Raw genomic sequence first — 18,256 nt, 5'->3', positions numbered from 1 at the left:
GTTTTCATTTCAGGCGTCAGTCGGTGATCAACGCTGTTCGGTACGGAAATCCACCGGCACGCGAACCACGCTGGCCACAGCACGGCCCTGGTGCATGGCCGGCTCGAACTTCCAGCCCTGCACCGTGTTCAGCACGGCACGGTCCAGGTCGCGGCTGCGCTCACCACTGCGCGACACGATCGCAGCGTCGGTCACGTTGCCACGCGTATCCACGTTCAAGCTGGCAACCACGCTGCCCTGCACGCCACTGCGCAGCGCGGCGGCCGGATAGCTGGGCTTGCTGTTGCTCGCCAGCGGACGCGCCTCACGGTTGCGTACGGCCGGGGCTGCCTTGCGCTCGCTCTGCGCGGGCATGGCCTGTCGCGCAGCCGGGGCGGGCGTGGCGGCAACCGGCGTTTCCGTGGCCGGCAGCATGCGCTCGCTTACCGGCGCAGGCGCAACGTCGTCATGGCTGGAGAAACGCAGCCAGACCAGTGCCGCGGCGAACATCGCCACGATCAGGGCCAGCCACAGCCAAGGGGAGGTCGAGCGCGGCTCGAGCGCGCCATCCTGCTGCAGTTGCGGCGAATGAAGGTTCTCGTGGGTGGTGGCAGTCATCGCAAACTCCTCACGTCAGTAACGACGCCCAGAGTGTTGCCCGAGGCGACGTCGAAGCGTGTCAGCATTGCGTCAACGCAACCTGCAAGGTTCAGCTTTTCTGCGGGGAAGCGTTCAGTTACTGCGGCTTGAAGTCGAACGGCACTTCAATGCTGCCGGGTACCGGCTGGCCATTGCTGACTGCCGGGCTGAAGCGCCAGCGACGCACCGCGTCCGTTGCCGCACGGTCCAACTCGCGCGAACCGCTGCGCTGGATCACCGTCACGTTGTTCGGGTAGCCGGTGGCGTCCACCTCCACCCGCACCACCACGCTGCCCGCTTCACCGCGTCGCAGGGCGGCGGCCGGGTAGGCCGGCGGCGGCGACTGGCCGGCAATCGGCATCGGCTGCGCATTGGCGGTTGCCGGCGCCGCAGTGCCCGGCGCGGCCGGAGCGGGTTCAACCGTGGCCGGTGGCGGGGGCGGGGCGGTTTCCACCAGCTTCGGCGCATCTTCTTCGTCCGGCACCGGGGCCGGCTTGGCGTCAGGCATATCGCTGGAACCGGCCGCCGCGGCCAGCGGTTCGGGCAGCGGTTCCACCTGGGCGGTTTCCTGCGGCGTCTGCGCGGCCGGGTCGGCACGGAAGAATTCCTTGTCGCGTCCGGTCAGCCAGACCAGCACGAACAGCAGGATGCCCACGCCGAAGGCGATGCCGGCGATCTTCAGGGCGTTGCGCGGGATATGCACGGTGAACGACTTGGCAGGCGACGGGCGGGGAGCAGACATGGACCAGACCAGTACGGAATGCCTCGATTCTGCCACGGCCGGAATGAACCGGGCGGCAGAATTCCGTATAACAGGCGATAATCCCGTTCCTGTTACCCACCACGACGCCTGCCATGCTTGATCCAGCCCTGCTCCGCCACCAGCCCGCCGACCTCGCCGAACGCCTGCGCACCAGCCGCGGCTTCGAGCTCGACGTGTCTGCCCTGGAGTCACTGGAGGCCGATCGCAAGCGCATCCAGGTGCGTACCCAGGAGCTGCAGAGCCTGCGCAACAGCCGTTCCAAGGCCATCGGCCAGGCCAAGGCCAAGGGCGAGGACGTTTCGGCCATCATGGCCGAGGTTGCCGCGTTCGCCGATGAGCTGAAGGCCTCGGAAGTGGCCCTGGACGAGCTGCGCGAGAAGATCGACGCCATCTCGATGGGTATCCCGAACCTTCCGGCTGATGACGTGCCGGCCGGTGCCGATGAAAGCGAGAACGTCGAGCAGTCGCGCTGGGGTACCCCGCGCCAGTTCGATTTCAAGGTGCTCGACCACGTTGAATTGGGCGCCCGCAACAAGTGGCTGGACGGCGAGACCGCCGCCAAGCTGTCCGGTTCGCGCTTCACCGTGCTGCGTGGCCCGATCGCCCGCCTGCATCGCGCCCTGGCCCAGTTCATGCTCGACCTGCACAGCGGCGAGCACGAGTACCAGGAAACCAACGTGCCGGTGATCGTCAACGCCGACAGCCTGTATGGCACCGGCCAGCTGCCCAAGTTCGAAGAGGACATGTTCATCACCCAGCTGGGTGAGCAGAAGCGTTACCTCATCTCGACCTCGGAAATCTCGCTGACCAACATCGCCCGCGACGAGATCCTCGATGCCGAGCGCCTGCCGCTGCGCATGACCGCCCATTCGCTGTGCTTCCGTTCCGAAGCCGGCAGCGGTGGCCGCGACGTGCGCGGCATGATCCGCCAGCATCAGTTCGAGAAGGTCGAGCTGGTTTCGATCTGCCGCCCGGAAGACAGCGACGCCGAACACCAGCGCATGACCCGCTGCGCCGAAGTGGTGCTGGAGAAGCTGGGCCTGCCGTACCGCAAGGTGCTGCTGTGCACCGGCGACATGGGCTTCTCGGCCATCAAGACCTACGACCTGGAAGTCTGGCTGCCGTCGCAGGAGACCTACCGCGAGATTTCTTCGTGCTCGAACTGTGGTGACTTCCAGGCCCGCCGCATGCAGGCCCGCTGGCGCAACCCGGCCACCGGCAAGCCGGAGCTGGCGCACACCCTGAACGGCTCGGGCGTGGCCGTCGGCCGCGCAATGATCGCGGTGATGGAGAACTACCAGAACGCCGACGGCAGCATCACCGTGCCTGAAGCCCTGCGCCCGTACATGGGCGGCATCGAAACCATCGGCTGATCAGCCGGTAGCGCCGGGCCATGCCCGGCGGCCTTCTGATGGGTGCCGGCCATGTCGGCACCGCATCCACGCATGGCGTGGATCTACTGAGGCGGTGCGGCATCCACGCCATGCGTGGATGACGCAATCCATCAACCTGCTACGCGCAACTTCTCCAGCGGTACCCAACCGGCCTCGCCAGCCGCCGGCACACACCACGCCCACCCATTGAGCGTGCGCACGCCGCACAGGTGCTGCCCCGGGTCCACATCCAGCTCCCGCGCGCAGTAATCCTCCGTGGCAAACGCGCCACCCTGCGCATCGCGACTGATCACCGGCGCCGGCACGAACCCCGGCTGCTGTCCCTCGGCCTCGCACAGAAACCAGTCCTCCCAACCCTCGGGCCCCTCATAACGTTCGCCCACCACCAGTGCCTGGCCACGGTGCAGGGTGATCGGGTGCGGAAATTCGCTGCGGTGCGCAGCCATCACGATGTAGTTCATCGCCTCATGGTGGCAAAAAAAAGCGGCCCCGCAAAAGCAGGGCCGCCAGGGTGGGCCGGGATGGGGGAGGGAATCCCGGCCCGCGTTCAGCGCCCAGACGAGGGAGAGAGGCGCCGAACGCTGGAACGCGTTACGCCGCTGCCACTTCCGCCGCCTCATGCGACGGCAGCGCTGCCAGTGCACCGGCAATGGCGTCTTCGCGATGCTGCGGCGAATAGGCGATGCCCTCGGCACGCACGAACTCGATTTCGTTGATGCCCCAGAAGGCAAACGTCTGGCGCAGGAAGGGCTCCTGGAAATCCGCCGGCGAATCGGTGTAGATGCCGCCACGGCTGCTGACCACGATCACCCGCTTGCCACCGGCCAGGCCCACCGGGCCGTTCTCGGTGTACTTGAAGGTGCGCCCGGCCACCGCCACGCGGTCGATCCAGGCCTTCAGGGTGGAGGGCACGCTGAAGTTGTACATCGGCGCACCGATCACCACGATGTCTGCGGCCAGGAACTGCTCGAGCACCTGTTCAGCATCAGCGGCCTCGGCCGGGTCGGTCTTGGCCAGCGACCCGCTGCGCAGATGCGGTACCGGATTGGCGTCAAGATCGCGATAATCAACCTGCAGGCCGTCGATCTGCTGCTTGAACTGGGCCACCACGGCGGCGGTCAGGTGGCGGGAGACGGAGTTGTCGCCAAGCACGCTGGCGTCGATGTGCAGAAGCTTCATGGCAGTACCTATGTTCGGGAGAGGTGGCGGGCTTGCCGCCGACGGAGAGAACGATAGGTTGTTGCATCGACGGGATAAAGGTGGTTGAATGCCACGTATTGTTCTATCAATGGAACTCGGGTATGCATGACCTGAATGATCTGTACTACTTCGCGATGGTGGTCGACCACGGCGGTTTCGCCGCCGCCGAGCGCGCACTGGGCATCCCCAAGTCGCGCCTGAGCCGCCGTATCAGCCAGCTGGAAACGGACCTGGGCGTGCGCCTGCTGCAGCGCTCCACGCGCCGCTTCGCCGTCACCGACGTCGGTACCAGCGTGCACCGCCACGCCCAGACCATGCTGGCTGAGGCGCAGGCCGCGCGCGAGGTGGTGGACCGCCTCAGCGCCGAGCCGCGCGGCCTGGTGCGCGCCAGCGTGCCGGTGTCGCTGGCGCAGATGCAGCTGCCCAAGCTGCTGCCCAAGTTCCTCGAGCAGTACCCGAAGGTGCGGCTGCAGCTGAACATCAGCAACCGCCGTGTCGACATCATCAACGAGGGCTACGACGTCGCCCTGCGCGTGCGTTCGCGGCTGGATGACGACGGCAGCCTGGTGATGCGCAGCTTCGGCCAGGTGCAGGAACTGCTGGTGGCCAGCCCGAAGTACTTGGACCGCGCCGGTCGCCCGAAGGACCCGGAAGAGCTGGCCAACCACGTAACCCTCAGCATCAGCGAAGACGAGGCGCGCCAGCGCTGGGAACTGCACGGACCGGAAGGCGCGGTGCGCCGGGTGGACCTGCAGCCGCGCGTGGCCGGTTTCGACTTCCCGCTGCTGCAGAGCATGGTGAAGGACGGCTTCGGCATCACCATGCTGCCGGAAACCGTCTGCGCCGATGCCGTGCGCAACGGCGAGCTGGAAGTGGTGCTGCCGGACTGGTCGCTGCCCCAGGGCGTGTGCCATGCCGTGTTCGCCTCGCGTCGCGGCCTGCTGCCGGCGGTGCGGGTATTCATCGACTTCCTGGCCGAACACCTGCCGCCGCAGCTGGAGGCCTCGCGCCTGGATTGCGGTGGCGCCTGCGAGAAGGCCAAGGAGCGTATCAAGGCCAGTGCGCTGGGTGCGTTGGCGGTGGACGCGGGCTGAGGCCAGCCTCCGATGGAACAACGGTCTTGGGCAAATCGCCTGGCCGTGCGAGAATGCGTGCCCGGCCAGCAGGCTGGGCCGATACGGAGAGATGGCCGAGCGGTTTAAGGCACCGGTCTTGAAAACCGGCGAAGGGTTAAACCTTCCGTGGGTTCGAATCCCACTCTCTCCGCCAGTTTTTTCAAAAAGCCCCTGGAAATAGGGGCTTTTCGTTGTCTACGCCGCTCGCCCCATGCTTTCACCCACATTCTGTGGATTCGCCGGCGACAAAGCGGTCGATGTGCTTTTTCCACCATACGTGACGCGCTCCGATCTTATATGAGTGCGGGAACGAGCCTTCCTTCATGCGGCGATAGATCCACGACTGGCCGAGGCTGGTGCGGATGGCAACAACCTCGATCGGCTGCAGGTCCGCGTGCAGTTCCGCGACGGTTATTTCGCGCGTGTTCTTCGGCGGCATGATGTCCTCCTCCAATTCGTGGCCAACGCAGCGCGCAGCTGCTCGGTGGCGGTGTTCATGCGTTTGCTCCTAACGGCAATCCAGGTTGCGCAACGCTGTCGCTTGCCTCAGCGATCCCGGCATAGTCCGGGTCCAACTCAGTACCGGTGAACTGGAAGCCTCGAGTACTGCGGCCTTGCCAGTGCTGCCGCTGCCGATGAACGGGTCCAGCACCACGCCGCCGGTTGGAGTGACCAGCCGGCACAGGTAGCGCGTGAGATCGGTCGGCTTCAGGGTAGGGGGGTGTTCCCCTTTTGGGGCGACCTGATCACCCTCATCGCGGCGGGTCATTTGCTGCCCACTGGTGCTGGACACCATGCCTGCGGGCGACTTCTTGCACGCGTCCAGGCCGGCACCGCGATCTGCGTTGGTTGCCCTAGCGCAATAGAAGAAGCGGGCTGCGCTGCCCTCGTCGATGTGCAGTTGACCTGGCCGCATCTTGAAGTCGACGGTACCTGGATTTTGGGTACCCGCGCTGGGCTCCTCCTCTGCGCATGCGGCCGTAGATGCCAGCGCTTTTCTTGCTCGGCGCGCTGTAGCTGATCGGCGCCTGCTGTCCCACCGCATCCGGTAGACTCGAAGGCCTACAGGGAGGCCATATGAAGAAGGTTGCTGTTTTGGGATTCGTTGCAGCGCTCGCCGCAGGGTGCTCCTCGACGCCAGTCACCCCCGGAACCGCCAAAGCTGTGTCAGCCAGTAGGGTGTACGACGCCAGCTACTTTAATCGCAGTGCCGAACGGTCGGCCACAATCAAAGTGACCCGTGACAAAGGATTTGCAGGTGGTGGTTGCTCGTTCGACATCCTGATTGATGATCAGAAGGTCGTTGCGTTGAAGCCAAGCGAATCGGCCAGCATGCACGTGGTGCCCGGCTCGTATTTCCTGAAGCTTGAGGCCGGCGGCGGTCTCTGTCAGAACGTCTCAACGTTCCAGAATGTGACTATCGCTGCTGGCGACGAGCTGGTCTACCGAATTCTCTGGCCTGCTGGCGGTCGCCCGACGATGGAGCGGAAGTAGATCCCGCTCGATAGTCGCGTCACAAAGGTCTAGCCGACGCGTTCCAAGCGCTGGAGCAAGTAGGCCGCCAAGAATGCAAAAACGCCCCGAAAGGGGCGTTTGCATTTGTGCTGCAACGAGAAAGTGTCGTCAGAAAGCAGGCTCGATCACCGGCGGTGATTCCACTGCAGGGAAAGTTAGCCGGTACTTCCGCGTTGTATCGGCATCTACAAAGATCTCGGTCGAACGGCGTCTGGCCAGCGCGGATTTGGTGGCATTGAATGAACACAGGCCGGGGCCGTCAATTCCGGTTACCGTCAGCAAGTGCCGGCCTGGCTTCAATGCGAAGGTGACTGATTCGGCTGTGTTGAGATGGGCGGCCATCTGCTCATCGACCATAACGCCTATTGCACACTTGCTACCAACAGCGCCGATGTCGCGGGTTACCACCACATTCCCGGTGGAAGCGCCTTGGTCGGGGAGTGCAAATACCCGATCTGCAGGTGCCGGCTTGACTATTGCTGCGTCGGGTTGTTTGGTGGGCATAAAACAACCTGCGGCCAGCAACGGAACAGCGATCATCGCCGCTCGCATTGTGAGCTTTGCAGCTATGGAATGCATATTCTTCCCCCGAGAAAATCGCCATTGATAGGCGGGTGGCACCTTTCAGCGTGACTTTACACGAATCCGGCGAAGGTAAGCCGCGATCACTGGCTGTCGGAATCCACCCGTATGAGCAGCAGGAGCGACAGCCGCGCAGCATCATGTGGTCTATGGCGTCGACGAAAACTCCCGGGCCGCACAATGCATTGGTGTTGATTTTCACGTTTTGGGATCAATGCTCTCTGATCTAAGTCTTGATACCACTTCGCGACGCATTTCCCTCTCGATCTGCTGAAAGGACGCGTGGACGATGGTTGCGCCAAGGTACTCGCCTTGGCCGGGATTGGCGTCTCGAACTTACATGATGCGCGACAATGCATGCTCTGCCAGTTTATGGCGGATGGTGCGTGGGGATCCTGTGATCCGTCGGCTTCTTGCGTCATGTATCCGGCACGCCAACCCGCACCGTCCGCCACCTTGCATCTGCAGGTGGCCACACCGTGAGGTTGCCGCCATGTCTGACCTGCTTCCCGACTATCCCCGTCTGCACGCGCTGCTCGGCGATTCCGTGCGCGATCTTCCCAATGCTCTCGCCGAAAAGATGGAAGACGCACTCAGCGATGTCGCCGAGTCCGCGCCTCCCTCTGCGTTCTTCACGTTCCTGCAAGGCCACGGCAAAGGCCATCGTGCGGACGGCACACCGTGGTCCGAAAATCGCCTCACGCCCGGTCGTGCTTTCGACTTGGCCTTGGCCACTCGAAGTGCATCGGGCATCACCGCGCTCACTGCCATGTTGCACGCCGCACACGTAGCGCGGGAGAACGACGATCCGGGCTTCTATCCGTCGGCGGCCATGGTCGATGGTCTGTTTGATGCATGCGAAGCACTGTCGCTGCAGGTAGAGCGCTGTCTTGACCCTTGATTCACAGGTGCGCCGCAACGGGAAGGGTGGGGACTTCCAACGTGGTCCCCATGCCTGCGGTTCAAGCGCCGTGCTAGTCGCTGTCGCTTTCTGCTTGCTCTGCGCCGCTCGACCGCTTCGCCCGCTCTTTCAATTCCGTCGCCAGTCGTCGCTGCTCTGCATGCGGCAACCTAGCGGCGGCGAGAATGACATTGGCCAGTGCATCGCTATCGGCCAGAAGATAGGCCAGCGGAACACCCAGTTCGGCAGCCATCTTTCCGGCAGTGGCAAAGTCCGGCTCCGACGCGCCCTGCTCGTAGCGTGTCACCCGGCTGGACACCACATCTTCAGACAAGCCAATGCGCCGGCCCAGCTCACGCTGGGAAATACCCATCGCCAAGCGCGCTTCTTTGAGGCGCTTGGTGAACTGGTCGCGGAGAGGTGTGGGGGACATTAACCGCCTGGGCGCATCCTGTAACGGTCTACAGGATGGCAACCGACCCCCATTCCGTATGCTACATTATTTGTAGCATCGTAAGGCGGGGGTGGGGCATGAAGCCGTCTTCGCGGCCAGCGCCGCCTGGCAGCACAATATCGACAATCTGCCTTGCCTGCGGATACCGCGGACCGATGGCCATCCGCAATGGCCGCGGGCATTGGTCTAGCTCCGGGTGGGCCTTCACGTTTCTGGCGCTGCTTGGCGGTGCAGTTGGTTTCTTATTGATGGGCGTCACCGGGATGCTGGCCATGTCGATACTGATCGGCATTGTGGGCGCACTCGCGGTCCGCCCGGCATCTGCCTACCACTCCTGCCCGCAGTGCCACGTCGATCTGCAGTGGCGGTGAAGGTGCCAACTGGCACGGCGATGGAGGTGCGTAGGAAAATTCTGATCGTGGGCGGGTAGTGATGACGTTCCTGTCCCGTTGATCGGCCTTTGCCTATAGTGGATCCAAACCCCGCAATGGAATGGCCCGATGCACCCGATGTCCTCCGGCCGGTGCCTGGCACTCGCAATCGCCGTCGCTGTGAGCGCCAGTGCCTGCGCACGACCGCCATCCACCGAACACGAAAGGAATCCCGCCATGCCTGGCGCAACGCAGACCGGCCGTACCCTCAACGGCCACACCTACACCGACGCGCCCGTGGACGTGAAGCTGGGGCCGAATACCTTCCGCATCCCCGCCAATTATCTGGACAGCCAGATTGCGCCTTGGCCGGGGGAGGGGGTGACGCTGGTTATCGAATGGCCTGACATGAAGCCGACGGCGCCGGGCGCACGGGCGAATCCGAGGACCAATGATTTCCGCAAGGAGATCGCGGTGGCGGTGAACTACATCGACAGGATTCCAATCGAAACGTCGCTTGCGCGACTGTCGTCCAACGAGGCCATCACCGAGGAGGGATCGGTGGAACGTGGTGATCCACGGGCACGCCTGGACCTGCGGATTGCCCGGCCAGCGACGCTGGGGCTGGTCCCTTATGCCATCGATGAAGAGAAGATGGCCCGCTATTCAAAGGACTACGAGGCCCGCTACGGCAAGCCTCCTGTTCGAAACCCGGCCTATGAAGATGACTGGTATGTTGCGCGCAACGAAGATGGTCAGCTCACCACATTCATAAAGTGCGAGACCACCTCGTTCCGGGGTGATGGCGTGCGCCTGGAAGGCGATCAGGTCATCGACCTCGACGACCCGGTGGCGGCAGGATGTACGCACTATTTCGTGGATGTCGAGAACAAGCTCTCGATCACCTTGAACTACAAGCGGGCATTCCTGAAGGACTGGAAGCGCATGGAAGACGCGGTACGGGATGCCTTGGCACGCACCAAGGCCAGGTGATCCGAAGACAATTCAAGGAGTAAGTCATGGGTGGACTGACCCAGAAGGACATCAGGATCCTCACTGCCTATGCGGATTCGGGCAACCGGGAGCTCTACTGGAACTATCTCTCGCAGCTTCCCGGTGCAGACGGTTATGGAACGCTGGCGTTGGGCGTTGTGCGCAACGACAGCCTGCCCGGGCGGGTGGCAAACAGCTACGCACAGGAACATGCGAGAACGCAGCACGACGATGGTTCACGCTTCCCCAATGCGGTGTTGAGTGAACGGCAATGGGAAGCCTTCGGACAGAGTCTGCTCAAGCAGGACCTCGTGTTGCGGCAGTACTGGTCGCAGCAGCAGCGCCCGGATCTTGCCTTGAACCTGCCCGGCAAGGATGTGATGACCGCGCACGACCGTGCGTTCGAGCAGCATCGCCTGGATCCCAATTGCTGGACACCCCGCGTGCTCCTTCAGGCCGCACTGGAAAAGAGTGGCCCGCAGAAGCTGGAGCAGATCTGGACCAACATGCTCGACAACGATGGGGCCGGACTCCCGCGGGTGGGAAGTACCAGCCGCGATGCGATCACCCAGATGGGATTGAGCAAGGGGAGCCAGTACCTCGGCACGCTGACGTTCCATGAAGTCACCCAGGCCCTGGGTGGCCGCTCCTCGGTCGACCCCAACGTCATTGGCGGCCTCAATTCCTACGCGCTGTACTTTGAAAAGGACGGCAAGTGGGCCAGTGTCACCTCCGGCGGCGGCCACAGTTCGCTGCGCGAGATCACCAATCCGACCCGCATCGCCGAACTCAACGACGCGCGCGAAGTCCGCATTGAGCGCCAGCAGAAGGCCACCCACTTCCACCCGGAAGATCCCTACCGCTCCATCACCCGCAGCCCGCTCACTGCATCGGTCGATGGCATGCCAGGCCCCCAGCGTTCGCCAACGCGTCTGGCGGACATTGGCCCGGGCCACGCCGAGTACAGTCTGCTGCAGCAGGTCAGCGGGCATGTCGCCGGCATCGACGCCAGAGCAGGACGCACGCCGGATGAAAGCAGTGAACGTCTGACCGCCAGCGTGATGGTCCTGGCCCGGCAGAACAACCTGGACCGTGCCGACCATGTGCTGCTCAGCGCGCAGACGGCGGACAGCCCAGCGGGCCGCAACGTGTTCGTGGTGCAGGGCGAGATGAACGACCCGGCACACCTGAGGGCTTCCATGCCCACCGATGTGGCCGTGCAGACGCCGGTAGAGCAGTCGTTGCAGCGTCTGGAGCTGGCCAGTGCAGAACGGCAACAGGCCCAGTCCCAGCGTCAGCAGCAGGAACTGGACAACCAGGTGCGCGAGCAGCCGGCAATGCGCCTGGCATAGTGCACAGCAAGGGGCAGTGGGGTATTCCCATTACCCCCGCACCCGTCACTTGCCCGGTGCTTCGGCTGTCTGCGCCGCCACCATCGCCTGCTGCATTTCCTTCAGCGACAGGTAGCCATCGCCGTCGGTATCCAGCCCCGTGAAGTACTTCGCGATTTCCGGCACCACGGTCGCTTCTTCCTTGCTGATCTTCCCGTCCTTGTTCTTGTCCATCGCAGCGAACGCGGCATCGATCGAGTCAGCCTGCTTGCTGAAGCGTGCCTGCTGATACGTAGCAAACTCGGCCTTGTCGACGCGACCGTCCTTGTTGCTGTCCATCGCGGTGAAGGTGGAATCGATATAGGCCTGTTTCGGGTCGGCGGGCGCGGCGTGTGCAAGGAGCGGGGCGGCGCACAGCGCGATCAGCAGGGCGGTTTTGTTCATATGCATTGCATGTAGTCCTTGAGCGAGGGAGTCAGCGGCAGGGGTAGGTGTAGCCATCGGGGTCGCGATCGCTGTCGGTACGGCGGTCGTAGTTGCCGTAGCGGTTCATGCAGTAATCGGCGCGCTCGCGTGTTTCCCGCTCGCGCTTCGCCGCTGCCGCGATCACGCCCGCCACCACAGCCGCGCCCACGACGCCTACCACTACGCCTGTGGCCTTGGCGTCGTGTCGGCGCTCACTTTCGCGTTCCCGCTCGCGCTCTCGGCGCTGCCAGTCATCGCGTTCGCGGTCACGATAATCCTGGTTCCACTGCGGGTTGTAGCGGTCGCCACGCTGCGCATGGGCAACGCCCGAGTAGGGCAGCAGCACCAGCAGTTGTGCGGCTGCTACAAGCAGCAGCACAGTCCTTCCTGTTTTCAGAAACATCGTCCAGCTCCTGTGCGGACATTGTCGGTAGCTGCAGTACACACCGCAGACATTGCGCGAACCTGCCGTCACCGCAGGCAATTGCGGTGATTACCGGACCAGCGCTTCCACCGGGTCCAGCTGGGCTGCGCGACGTGCCGGCAGGAAGCCGAAGCCGATGCCGATCAGGCTGGAACACGCGAACGCCGCGATGATTGAATTCGCTGAAAACACCAGGCTGAAGCCCACGTCGGCCAGTGCCAGCACCGCGCCCAGCAGCAACGCCACGCCAATGCCCAGTACGCCGCCAAGCAGGCACACCAGCACCGACTCGATCAGGAACTGCTGCAGGATGTCGCTGCGGCGCGCGCCCACGGCCATGCGTACGCCGATCTCACGGGTGCGCTCGGTCACTGATACCAGCATGATGTTCATCACTCCTATACCGCCCACTACCAGCGCGATGGCGGCAATGGAGCTGATCATCATGGTGAGGATGCCGGTGGTCTGTTCAATCGAGTGGCGGATCTGCGCGTTGTTGCTCATGTAGAAGTCGGTACTGCCGTGGCGACGGGTCAGCAATCGTGCAATGGCCTGCTCGGCCGCTTCCATGCTGATCGCATCGGATACGCGCACGGTGATGCTGGATACATGGCTCTGGCCCAACACCCGCGCCATGGCGGTGGTGTAGGGCATCCACACCCGTAGCAGCGAGGCGTCGCCGGCGGTGCCGGCATCTTTCTTCACTACACCCACCACACGCACCGGCACGGTGCCCAGCAGCAGGGTCTGCCCGATGGGGTTCTCGGCTGCGGCGAAGAAGCGCGCGCGGGTGTTGGCGTCGATGATCGCCACCTGCTGGTACCCAGCCACACCCTGCGCGCCGAAGAAGGTGCCTTCGCCCAGCTTCAATCCATGCACGCGGAAGTACTGTTCGCTGACGCCCTGCACCTGCACGCTGGCGGAGCGGTTGCCACGCATCGCGGTACCCGTGGTGGCTACGCCAGGGGTGGCACTGTCCACGAACGGTTGCCCTTCCAGGGCCTCGCTGTCACCCGGGGTAAGGGTCTCCACCCGCGCCGCGTGCAGGTCGCCAAAGCCGGAGCCTGGATAGATCTCGATGGTGCTGGTACCCAGCGAAGAGATGTTGGACAGGATGGCCTGACGCGCGCCCGTACCCAGCGCGACCACCGACACCACCGAGGCGATGCCGATGATGATGCCGAGCATGGTCAGGAAGGTACGCATGCGGTGTGCATTCATGGCGCGCAGGGCCATGCGGAAAGCCTCGGAGAAGCGATCGCGCACGGCTTGCCAGCCGATGCCATCGTTGCGTTGCGGCAGCGCGGACGGCGCCACACCCGCTGCCGACGCAGTACCCGTGGCACGGTCATCGACAATCCGACCATCGCGGATCTCGATGAGGCGCTGGGCGTGCTCGGCCACCGCCATGTCATGGGTCACCAGCACCACGGTGTGGCCTTCGGCATGCAGCTCGCCGAGGATCTTCATCACTTCCTTGCCCGACTGTGTATCCAGGGCGCCGGTTGGTTCGTCGGCGAAAATCACCGCACCGCCATTCATCAGTGCGCGGGCAATCGACACGCGTTGCTGCTGGCCCCCCGACAGCTCGCCGGGCAGATGTTGCATGCGCTCCCCCAGGCCCAGCCGCGCCAGCAGTTCGGCGGCCCGCGCGTGGCGCGCGGGGGAGGGCATGCCGGCATAGATCGCCGGCACTTCCACGTTGCCCAGCGCGGTCAGGTCGGCCAGCAGGTGGTAACGCTGGAAGATGAAGCCGAAGTGTTCGCGGCGTAGTTCGGCCAGTTCATCGGGCGACATCTGCGCGGTCTGGCGTCCTGCAATCTGGTATTCGCCGGCAGAGGGCCGATCGAGGCAGCCGAGGATGTTCATCAGCGTCGACTTGCCCGAGCCGGACTGGCCGACAATGGCCACCAGTTCACCGGCATGGATGTCCAGGTCCACACCGTCCAGTACCACCAGCGTCTGCTCGCCGGCGGCGAATTCACGGCGCAGCCCACGTACGCTCAGCAGAGGCTCGCTCATGGGGGCGCTCATCCGCGCTGCGCGGGTGCGGCGGCGTCTTCGTCGCCGGCTTGAGCAAGAACGACCTGCTCGCCTTGCTTCAAGCCGCTGCGTACTTCCACCTGGATCTGGTCATCCAGTCCGATGGCGATGCGCCGCGCCACGGCGCGCCCGTCTGCACCGCGAACCTGCACGCTGTAGCTGCCATCGCCGGCCCGCGCACCCAGCGCGGCGGAGGGGATGGTCAGCACGTTGTTGGCACGGCCGAGCACGATGCGTACCTGGGCGGTCATGTAGCTGCGCAGGCGCCCATCACGGTTGTCCACGTCGAACTGGCCGTTGTAGTACATGGCGGTACGGCTGCCGGCGGACAACGCCGGTGACGTGAGGCTGGATGCATCTTCGTTCGTGATCGATTCGGGCGCGGGCGCGATGTCGCGCAGCGTGCTGCTGTAGCGGCGGCCCGCATCGCCAAGGATGGTGAAGAAGGCTTCCTGGCCGACCGTGGTGTGCACAACGTCGGCCTCGGAGATTTCGGCATAGACGGTCATCACGTCCTGGTTGCCCAGCATGACGATGGTGGGTGCGCTCTGTACCGCGTTCACCGTCTGCCCCTGACGGGCGACCACCGCCAGCACCGTGCCATCGGTAGGCGCGGTGATGCGGGTGTATTCCAGATTGGTCTGCGCGATGTCCACCTCGGTCTGCCGCTGCACGATCTCTCCATCCAGCGCTTTGATCTGTTCGCGTGTCGCCTCCACCTTGGCGGTGGCGGCGTCGAAGTCCGCGCGCGCAACCAGCTGCGATGCGACCAGCCGTTGCTGCCGCCGAAGGGTCAGTTCGAGCTGGCGCAGATCGGTGGCCAGTGCATCGCGGTTGGCGCGTGCGGTGCGCTGTGCTGCCTGCGCACTCAGCAGTGCATTGCGCTGGGTACGGGAGTCGATGTCGGCAATCGGGTCACCTGCCTTCACCTTGTCGCCCAGCTTCACGTACAGGGTTTCGATGCGTCCGGAAACCTGCGCGCCCACGCTCACCAGTCGCGATGGCTTCAGGGTGCCGGTGGCTTCCACCACCTGCTCGATGTTCCCACGCACCACGGGCGCGAGCTGCAGTGGTGGTGGCGGTGCCGGTCGGAGCCAGAACCAGGCGGCAATGGCAGTGCACAGTACGGCACCGGCGGTCATCAGCAGTCGGCGGTGTTTACGCGGTGCCGTGCTCATTCGCACAGCGTCCAGAAGGGGCAGGTCATCGGTGGTCCTCGCGGCAGGAGAGATGCACGCGCCGGGTGCCGGGCGTGGATGGCCGTCGAGTCTCAAGGTGATGGATTGCGTGAACCTTGCGGCGCTGTCGTGGTTGTCAGGTCACTTCCATGGCGATGACCAGCGCCACGGCGACGAACTGCAAGGCACTGCCCAGCACCAGCAACGCGCTGCGCAGACGGTCGGATGTCATGCGCAGGCTGCAGAGCTGGCACAGCGTGCCGATCACCAGCCCTGCGGCAGCGAGTGTGCTGGTCGGCTGCGCGTGCACGCGATGTATCACCAGCGGGACCCACGCGCTTGCCAGCATCATCCACGCTGCATGCGTGTCCATGTTGCGCAGAGCAGCAGGGAGGGTTCGCGCTGTAGTTGATCGCCATGCGGACAGCGCGTGCAGCACGGCATGTGCGACGACGAAGAGCAGCACTGCGCTGGTCAGTGCTGCGTGTGCATGGCGGTGCGTTGAAACCACCAGTGCACTGCCGGGCAGCAACAGGAACAGCGCGGCAAAAAGGCGCATCAGCACGTTCGGACGCTTCGCAGTAGGTATCGCGCGCAGCCACTGTGGCCAATGCGGCAGTCCGCGCGCGCGATCGGCATGCGAGCGTCTATTCCACGCAGCCGCGGTCAAACCGGATGTGGCTGGTGTCGTGCGGGATCGGCTAGAGGAGGAGGGTGGAGGAACTCCTTCGGTCACGTGCAGGCTTCCTGTCAGGATGGAACGCGATGGCAGCGCAGATGCCATCGATTCGATGCTGCGCAGCGAACATTGCCGCAACCTTGCGTGTCATCGCTGTCTGCAGCGCACGGACAGGCGGCAGTCACCGATGTGCGGACGTCCTCACTGCTCTACCGATGGCGCAGAGACAACGCCCGGGTGCTGTGGGAATTCGACGCGGATCAGCGCGCCGCCACCAGGGGCATCCAGAATCGTGACATGGCCACCGTGACGGTCGATCACCTGCCGCACCAGGTTCAGTCCCAGGCCCGCACCGGTCTGGCGTGGGCGCAGTCGCTGGAACGGCTCGAACACACGTTCGCGCTGGTCCACCGGAATGCCGGGGCCATCGTCTTCCACTTCCAGGCAGCTGCCCTGCACCCGCACGATGATCTGGCGGCCACCGTGCTCGGCGGCATTCAACACCAGGTTGGAGATCACCCGTTCGACCGCGCCAGCCTCACCCAGCACCGGGAAGTGTGGTTCCACCGCCACCGCCACCGTCTTGTCCGACTGGATCAGCAGGGGCGCAAGATCGGCGGCCACCCGTTTGGCCACCCGGGCCAGGTTGAGGGTTTCCTTTGGACCGTCCTCTTCCATGCGGTGCAGGTCCAGCAGCTGCTCGGCCAGGGTCGCCAGACGCGCGACTTCAACGGCAAAGCTGCGCGAAGTCGAATCATCAGCGGCATCGATCTTTACCCGCAGGATCGCGATCGGCGTGCGCAACTCATGCGCCGCTGCGGCGATGAAACGGCGTTGCCGCTCGTGTCCTTCATCCAACCGACCCAATGCATCGTTGACGGCGGTCACCAGCGGCGCGATCTCCACCGGCACCGCGGTCTCGGTCAGGCGGATGCCACGACGGCTGGCCGAGATGTTGCGGGCTTCCTGCGCGATGCGCTCGACACCGGCCAGTGCCCGCCGCACGATGATCGGCGTCAGGATGATGGTGGCCAGCGCCAGCAGCAGGAAGATCGGCAGGGTGATGATGTGCGCGGCCAACGCCATCTGCATGGTCAGTGAATCGGTTTCGCCATGGGCCATGATGGTCAGCTTGCCGGCCGGTCCGCCGTGCTGGCGTACCACCACGGCCAGGCCATCGCTGCGATCACGCCCGCGCAGGTCGCCATAGGGGATGCCATCGAGGGCGCCGACCAGCGAGGCATAGGCCGGTGGCACATGACCGAAGGTGACGTGGTGCCCATGCTCGTCCTCGGCGATGAACCAGGCACCGGGGACGATCTTCAGCAGTTCGGCCAGCTCCGGCGTGTGCTGCACGTACAGTTCGCCGTTGCGGTCGCGGTGCACCGCCTCGGCCGCCACCGGTGCGAAGGTCTGGATGGTGTAGTAGCCACCGCTGTCGGCACGAACCAGCACCATCAGCAGGGCGAAGAAGGCCACCAGCAGGGCCAGCAACTGGTAGATCAGCGTCTTGACGATCAGCGGTCGCTTCAACGACGGGCGACGCGCCATCACTTGCTTTCCCGCATCAGATAGCCAACCCCGCGAATGGCGTGGATCTCCACGCCCGCATCGGCGTCAGCGAGTTTTCGGCGCAGGCGCGAGACGTGCGAATCCAGGGTGTTGGAATGGATGCCGTCGTCGAAGCCATACACCGCCATCTCGATGGATTCGCGCAGCACGGTGCGGCCCAGGCGCCGTGCGAGGGCGGCCAGCACCCGGATCTCGCGCCGCGGCAGCTCCAGCCGCTGGCCGTCCACACTGGCCTCGCCCGAGGCGGGGTCGAACACCAATCGGCCGATGCTGATGGACTCCACTTGCAATCCGCTTGGACGACGGCCAGCAGCACGGATCCGCGCGAACAGCTCCTCCAGCGCGAAGGGTTTGGCCAGGTAGTCATCGGCGCCTTCATCCAGGCCGGCAATCCGGTCCGGCAACTGGCCCAGCGCGCTCAGCACGATGATCGGCACCCCGGGGTTGCGCTCGCGCAGCACCGAAATCAACGCCAGGCCATCGCCATCAGGCAGGGTGCGGTCCAACAGCACCAGATCGTGCAGGCCGCACAGGGCCGCCTCCCGCGCCAGTGCCAGGGTATTGGCCACGTCCACTACATAGCGCTCGCGCTGCAGGGCGGACTTGAGGGTGGCGGCCAGTTCGGCTTCGTCTTCGATCAGCAGGATGTGCATCAGCA

The 18,256-nt window shown here is 64.5% G+C and carries 21 protein-coding genes and 1 tRNA gene; 8 read left to right on the top strand and 14 right to left on the bottom strand.

Annotation, left to right across the window (positions count from 1 at the left end; genetic code table 11):
• Positions 1 to 27 precede the first annotated feature (27 nt).
• Together BW38_RS11000 and BW38_RS11005 are read right to left on the bottom strand one after the other, a co-directional pair.
• Positions 28 to 597 carry an energy transducer TonB gene (locus BW38_RS11000; RefSeq protein ID WP_032976250.1) on the bottom strand — a complete coding sequence of 190 codons (570 nt, stop codon included), beginning with the start codon at positions 595 to 597 and terminating at the stop codon, positions 28 to 30.
• A 118-nt stretch (positions 598 to 715) separates the two neighbouring features.
• The gene (locus BW38_RS11005) at positions 716 to 1,360 is read right to left on the bottom strand and encodes an energy transducer TonB (RefSeq protein WP_025878754.1); all 645 of its coding nucleotides are present in this window, start codon (positions 1,358 to 1,360) and stop codon (positions 716 to 718) included.
• 113 nt (positions 1,361 to 1,473) lie between these two features.
• Here BW38_RS11005 and serS point away from each other — a divergent pair, with 113 nt between their 5' ends.
• The gene (serS, locus tag BW38_RS11010) at positions 1,474 to 2,754 is read left to right on the top strand and encodes a serine--tRNA ligase (RefSeq protein WP_032976249.1); all 1,281 of its coding nucleotides are present in this window, start codon (positions 1,474 to 1,476) and stop codon (positions 2,752 to 2,754) included.
• 131 nt (positions 2,755 to 2,885) lie between these two features.
• Here the strand turns inward: serS and BW38_RS11015 are convergent, their stop codons facing one another.
• Together BW38_RS11015 and BW38_RS11020 are read right to left on the bottom strand one after the other, a co-directional pair.
• Positions 2,886 to 3,236, bottom strand: a complete 351-nt coding sequence (locus BW38_RS11015; protein WP_032976248.1) for a variant SH3 domain-containing protein — start codon at positions 3,234 to 3,236, stop codon at positions 2,886 to 2,888.
• A gap of 130 nt (positions 3,237 to 3,366) precedes the next feature.
• Positions 3,367 to 3,954 (bottom strand): NAD(P)H-dependent oxidoreductase, encoded by a 588-nt coding sequence (locus BW38_RS11020; RefSeq protein ID WP_032976247.1) that lies wholly within the window; start codon positions 3,952 to 3,954, stop codon positions 3,367 to 3,369.
• 122 nt (positions 3,955 to 4,076) lie between these two features.
• On the opposite strand from BW38_RS11020, the gene BW38_RS11025 reads away from it, so the two are divergent.
• The gene (locus BW38_RS11025) at positions 4,077 to 5,069 is read left to right on the top strand and encodes a LysR family transcriptional regulator (protein WP_025878750.1); all 993 of its coding nucleotides are present in this window, start codon (positions 4,077 to 4,079) and stop codon (positions 5,067 to 5,069) included.
• A gap of 85 nt (positions 5,070 to 5,154) precedes the next feature.
• Positions 5,155 to 5,244, top strand: a tRNA-Ser gene (locus BW38_RS11030).
• Between the two features lie 63 nt (positions 5,245 to 5,307).
• Here BW38_RS11030 and BW38_RS21225 read toward each other — a convergent pair.
• Positions 5,308 to 5,529: an AlpA family phage regulatory protein gene (locus BW38_RS21225; protein ID WP_152543303.1), complete on the bottom strand. Its 222-nt coding sequence runs from the start codon at positions 5,527 to 5,529 to the stop codon at positions 5,308 to 5,310.
• Between the two features lie 638 nt (positions 5,530 to 6,167).
• Here BW38_RS21225 and BW38_RS11035 point away from each other — a divergent pair.
• Positions 6,168 to 6,584, top strand: coding sequence for a hypothetical protein (locus BW38_RS11035; RefSeq protein ID WP_032976245.1), 417 nt, complete (start codon positions 6,168 to 6,170; stop codon positions 6,582 to 6,584).
• Between the two features lie 129 nt (positions 6,585 to 6,713).
• On the opposite strand, the gene BW38_RS21470 is transcribed toward BW38_RS11035, so the two are convergent.
• Entirely contained in the window at positions 6,714 to 7,145 is a 432-nt protein-coding gene (locus BW38_RS21470; protein ID WP_235189947.1) for a hypothetical protein, read from the bottom strand.
• A gap of 535 nt (positions 7,146 to 7,680) precedes the next feature.
• Between BW38_RS21470 and BW38_RS11040 the strand changes: the two genes are divergently transcribed.
• A complete protein-coding gene (locus BW38_RS11040) occupies positions 7,681 to 8,088 on the top strand; it encodes a hypothetical protein (protein ID WP_032976243.1) in 408 nt (135 codons plus the stop codon).
• Between the two features lie 73 nt (positions 8,089 to 8,161).
• Here BW38_RS11040 and BW38_RS11045 read toward each other — a convergent pair whose 3' ends face one another.
• Positions 8,162 to 8,521: a helix-turn-helix transcriptional regulator gene (locus tag BW38_RS11045; RefSeq protein WP_032976241.1), complete on the bottom strand. Its 360-nt coding sequence runs from the start codon at positions 8,519 to 8,521 to the stop codon at positions 8,162 to 8,164.
• Positions 8,522 to 8,697: 176 nt separating this feature from the next.
• On the opposite strand from BW38_RS11045, the gene BW38_RS11050 reads away from it, so the two are divergent.
• The 3 genes from BW38_RS11050 (at position 8,698) to BW38_RS11060 (ending at position 11,258) form a co-directional block, all read left to right on the top strand.
• The gene (locus tag BW38_RS11050) at positions 8,698 to 8,913 is read left to right on the top strand and encodes a hypothetical protein (RefSeq protein ID WP_032976240.1); all 216 of its coding nucleotides are present in this window, start codon (positions 8,698 to 8,700) and stop codon (positions 8,911 to 8,913) included.
• 129 nt (positions 8,914 to 9,042) lie between these two features.
• Entirely contained in the window at positions 9,043 to 9,906 is an 864-nt protein-coding gene (locus BW38_RS11055) for a hypothetical protein (protein ID WP_032976239.1), read from the top strand.
• 26 nt (positions 9,907 to 9,932) lie between these two features.
• The gene (locus BW38_RS11060) at positions 9,933 to 11,258 is read left to right on the top strand and encodes an XVIPCD domain-containing protein (protein WP_032976238.1); all 1,326 of its coding nucleotides are present in this window, start codon (positions 9,933 to 9,935) and stop codon (positions 11,256 to 11,258) included.
• 45 nt (positions 11,259 to 11,303) lie between these two features.
• Here BW38_RS11060 and BW38_RS11065 read toward each other — a convergent pair whose 3' ends face one another.
• The 7 genes from BW38_RS11065 to BW38_RS11090 all read right to left on the bottom strand — a co-directional run bounded on the left by BW38_RS11065 (position 11,304) and on the right by BW38_RS11090 (position 18,251).
• Positions 11,304 to 11,681 carry an EF-hand domain-containing protein gene (locus tag BW38_RS11065; protein WP_032976237.1) on the bottom strand — a complete coding sequence of 126 codons (378 nt, stop codon included), beginning with the start codon at positions 11,679 to 11,681 and terminating at the stop codon, positions 11,304 to 11,306.
• 31 nt (positions 11,682 to 11,712) lie between these two features.
• The gene (locus BW38_RS11070) at positions 11,713 to 12,105 is read right to left on the bottom strand and encodes a hypothetical protein (protein WP_032976235.1); all 393 of its coding nucleotides are present in this window, start codon (positions 12,103 to 12,105) and stop codon (positions 11,713 to 11,715) included.
• Between the two features lie 90 nt (positions 12,106 to 12,195).
• Positions 12,196 to 14,160: a MacB family efflux pump subunit gene (locus BW38_RS11075; RefSeq protein ID WP_032976234.1), complete on the bottom strand. Its 1,965-nt coding sequence runs from the start codon at positions 14,158 to 14,160 to the stop codon at positions 12,196 to 12,198.
• Positions 14,157 to 15,347 (bottom strand): efflux RND transporter periplasmic adaptor subunit, encoded by a 1,191-nt coding sequence (locus BW38_RS11080; RefSeq protein WP_032976233.1) that lies wholly within the window; start codon positions 15,345 to 15,347, stop codon positions 14,157 to 14,159. Before BW38_RS11080 ends, BW38_RS11075 begins: the two co-directional genes overlap by 4 nt.
• Positions 15,348 to 15,483: 136 nt before the next feature.
• The gene (locus BW38_RS0120665; protein WP_032976232.1) at positions 15,484 to 15,906 is read right to left on the bottom strand and encodes a hypothetical protein; all 423 of its coding nucleotides are present in this window, start codon (positions 15,904 to 15,906) and stop codon (positions 15,484 to 15,486) included.
• A 321-nt stretch (positions 15,907 to 16,227) separates the two neighbouring features.
• On the bottom strand, positions 16,228 to 17,577 hold the full coding sequence (locus tag BW38_RS11085; protein WP_032976231.1) for a HAMP domain-containing sensor histidine kinase: 1,350 nt from the start codon (positions 17,575 to 17,577) through the stop codon (positions 16,228 to 16,230).
• The gene (locus tag BW38_RS11090) at positions 17,577 to 18,251 is read right to left on the bottom strand and encodes a response regulator transcription factor (protein ID WP_032976230.1); all 675 of its coding nucleotides are present in this window, start codon (positions 18,249 to 18,251) and stop codon (positions 17,577 to 17,579) included. The genes BW38_RS11085 and BW38_RS11090 overlap by 1 nt, the downstream gene beginning before the upstream one ends.
• Positions 18,252 to 18,256 lie beyond the last annotated feature (5 nt).

The sequence above is a fragment of the Stenotrophomonas sp. RIT309 genome (assembly GCF_000632045.1).
GTDB classification, from domain to species: domain Bacteria; phylum Pseudomonadota; class Gammaproteobacteria; order Xanthomonadales; family Xanthomonadaceae; genus Stenotrophomonas; species Stenotrophomonas indicatrix.
This window is presented reverse-complemented; position numbering and strand designations above follow the sequence as displayed.

What these genes read in the sequence shown, in the direction of transcription:
- BW38_RS11000 (WP_032976250.1), bottom strand. Translation starts at nt 597, where the DNA reads ATGACTGCCACCACCCACGAGAACCTTCATTCGCCGCAACTGCAGCAG.
- BW38_RS11005 (WP_025878754.1), bottom strand. Translation starts at nt 1,360, where the DNA reads ATGTCTGCTCCCCGCCCGTCGCCTGCCAAGTCGTTCACCGTGCATATC.
- serS (WP_032976249.1), top strand. Translation starts at nt 1,474, where the DNA reads ATGCTTGATCCAGCCCTGCTCCGCCACCAGCCCGCCGACCTCGCCGAA.
- BW38_RS11015 (WP_032976248.1), bottom strand. Translation starts at nt 3,236, where the DNA reads ATGAACTACATCGTGATGGCTGCGCACCGCAGCGAATTTCCGCACCCG.
- BW38_RS11020 (WP_032976247.1), bottom strand. Translation starts at nt 3,954, where the DNA reads ATGAAGCTTCTGCACATCGACGCCAGCGTGCTTGGCGACAACTCCGTC.
- BW38_RS11025 (WP_025878750.1), top strand. Translation starts at nt 4,077, where the DNA reads ATGCATGACCTGAATGATCTGTACTACTTCGCGATGGTGGTCGACCAC.
- BW38_RS21225 (WP_152543303.1), bottom strand. Translation starts at nt 5,529, where the DNA reads ATGCCGCCGAAGAACACGCGCGAAATAACCGTCGCGGAACTGCACGCG.
- BW38_RS11035 (WP_032976245.1), top strand. Translation starts at nt 6,168, where the DNA reads ATGAAGAAGGTTGCTGTTTTGGGATTCGTTGCAGCGCTCGCCGCAGGG.
- BW38_RS21470 (WP_235189947.1), bottom strand. Translation starts at nt 7,145, where the DNA reads ATGATCGCTGTTCCGTTGCTGGCCGCAGGTTGTTTTATGCCCACCAAA.
- BW38_RS11040 (WP_032976243.1), top strand. Translation starts at nt 7,681, where the DNA reads ATGTCTGACCTGCTTCCCGACTATCCCCGTCTGCACGCGCTGCTCGGC.
- BW38_RS11045 (WP_032976241.1), bottom strand. Translation starts at nt 8,521, where the DNA reads ATGTCCCCCACACCTCTCCGCGACCAGTTCACCAAGCGCCTCAAAGAA.
- BW38_RS11050 (WP_032976240.1), top strand. Translation starts at nt 8,698, where the DNA reads ATGGCCATCCGCAATGGCCGCGGGCATTGGTCTAGCTCCGGGTGGGCC.
- BW38_RS11055 (WP_032976239.1), top strand. Translation starts at nt 9,043, where the DNA reads ATGCACCCGATGTCCTCCGGCCGGTGCCTGGCACTCGCAATCGCCGTC.
- BW38_RS11060 (WP_032976238.1), top strand. Translation starts at nt 9,933, where the DNA reads ATGGGTGGACTGACCCAGAAGGACATCAGGATCCTCACTGCCTATGCG.
- BW38_RS11065 (WP_032976237.1), bottom strand. Translation starts at nt 11,681, where the DNA reads ATGAACAAAACCGCCCTGCTGATCGCGCTGTGCGCCGCCCCGCTCCTT.
- BW38_RS11070 (WP_032976235.1), bottom strand. Translation starts at nt 12,105, where the DNA reads ATGTTTCTGAAAACAGGAAGGACTGTGCTGCTGCTTGTAGCAGCCGCA.
- BW38_RS11075 (WP_032976234.1), bottom strand. Translation starts at nt 14,160, where the DNA reads ATGAGCGCCCCCATGAGCGAGCCTCTGCTGAGCGTACGTGGGCTGCGC.
- BW38_RS11080 (WP_032976233.1), bottom strand. Translation starts at nt 15,347, where the DNA reads ATGAGCACGGCACCGCGTAAACACCGCCGACTGCTGATGACCGCCGGT.
- BW38_RS0120665 (WP_032976232.1), bottom strand. Translation starts at nt 15,906, where the DNA reads ATGCGCCTTTTTGCCGCGCTGTTCCTGTTGCTGCCCGGCAGTGCACTG.
- BW38_RS11085 (WP_032976231.1), bottom strand. Translation starts at nt 17,577, where the DNA reads ATGGCGCGTCGCCCGTCGTTGAAGCGACCGCTGATCGTCAAGACGCTG.
- BW38_RS11090 (WP_032976230.1), bottom strand. Translation starts at nt 18,251, where the DNA reads ATGCACATCCTGCTGATCGAAGACGAAGCCGAACTGGCCGCCACCCTC.